This is a genomic window from Streptomyces sp. SP17BM10, from assembly GCF_036322405.1.
GTDB lineage: Bacteria > Actinomycetota > Actinomycetes > Streptomycetales > Streptomycetaceae > Kitasatospora.
Map to the genome: position 1 here is coordinate 1 of NZ_JAQYXB010000361.1, position 357 is coordinate 357.

Annotated in this window: 1 pseudogene; it reads left to right on the forward strand. The window is 68.9% G+C overall.

Annotated elements, in window-relative coordinates:
• Positions 1 to 357: pseudogene (locus tag PUR71_RS02775) on the forward strand (hypothetical protein); the annotation flags it as partial.

A 357-nucleotide genomic window follows, 5' to 3' on the forward strand; every position in this document is an offset into this window, starting at 1 on the left:
CTGTTCGCCATCGGCAGCGACCAGCGCATCTGGAGCGCCAGCAAGGACGGTGCCAACGGCACCTGGAGCGCGTTCCAGGCCGTGCCGGGCAACAGCGCCATCCAGCAGGTGACCGCCGACGCGATGGGCGACAAGGTCCGCCTCTTCGCCATCGGCGGCGACGTACAGTTGTGGACCTCCACCGTGGACTACAGCGGCTACAGGATCCTGACCGCGAAGGCCTTCGGCACGTGCTTGCTCCTGTTCGCCATCGGCGGCGACGACCGCATCTGGACCACCACCGGCGACTACACGGCCGGCACCTGGAGCACGTTCTACGCCGTGCCCGACGCCGCCGGCGTCAAGCAGGTGACCGCC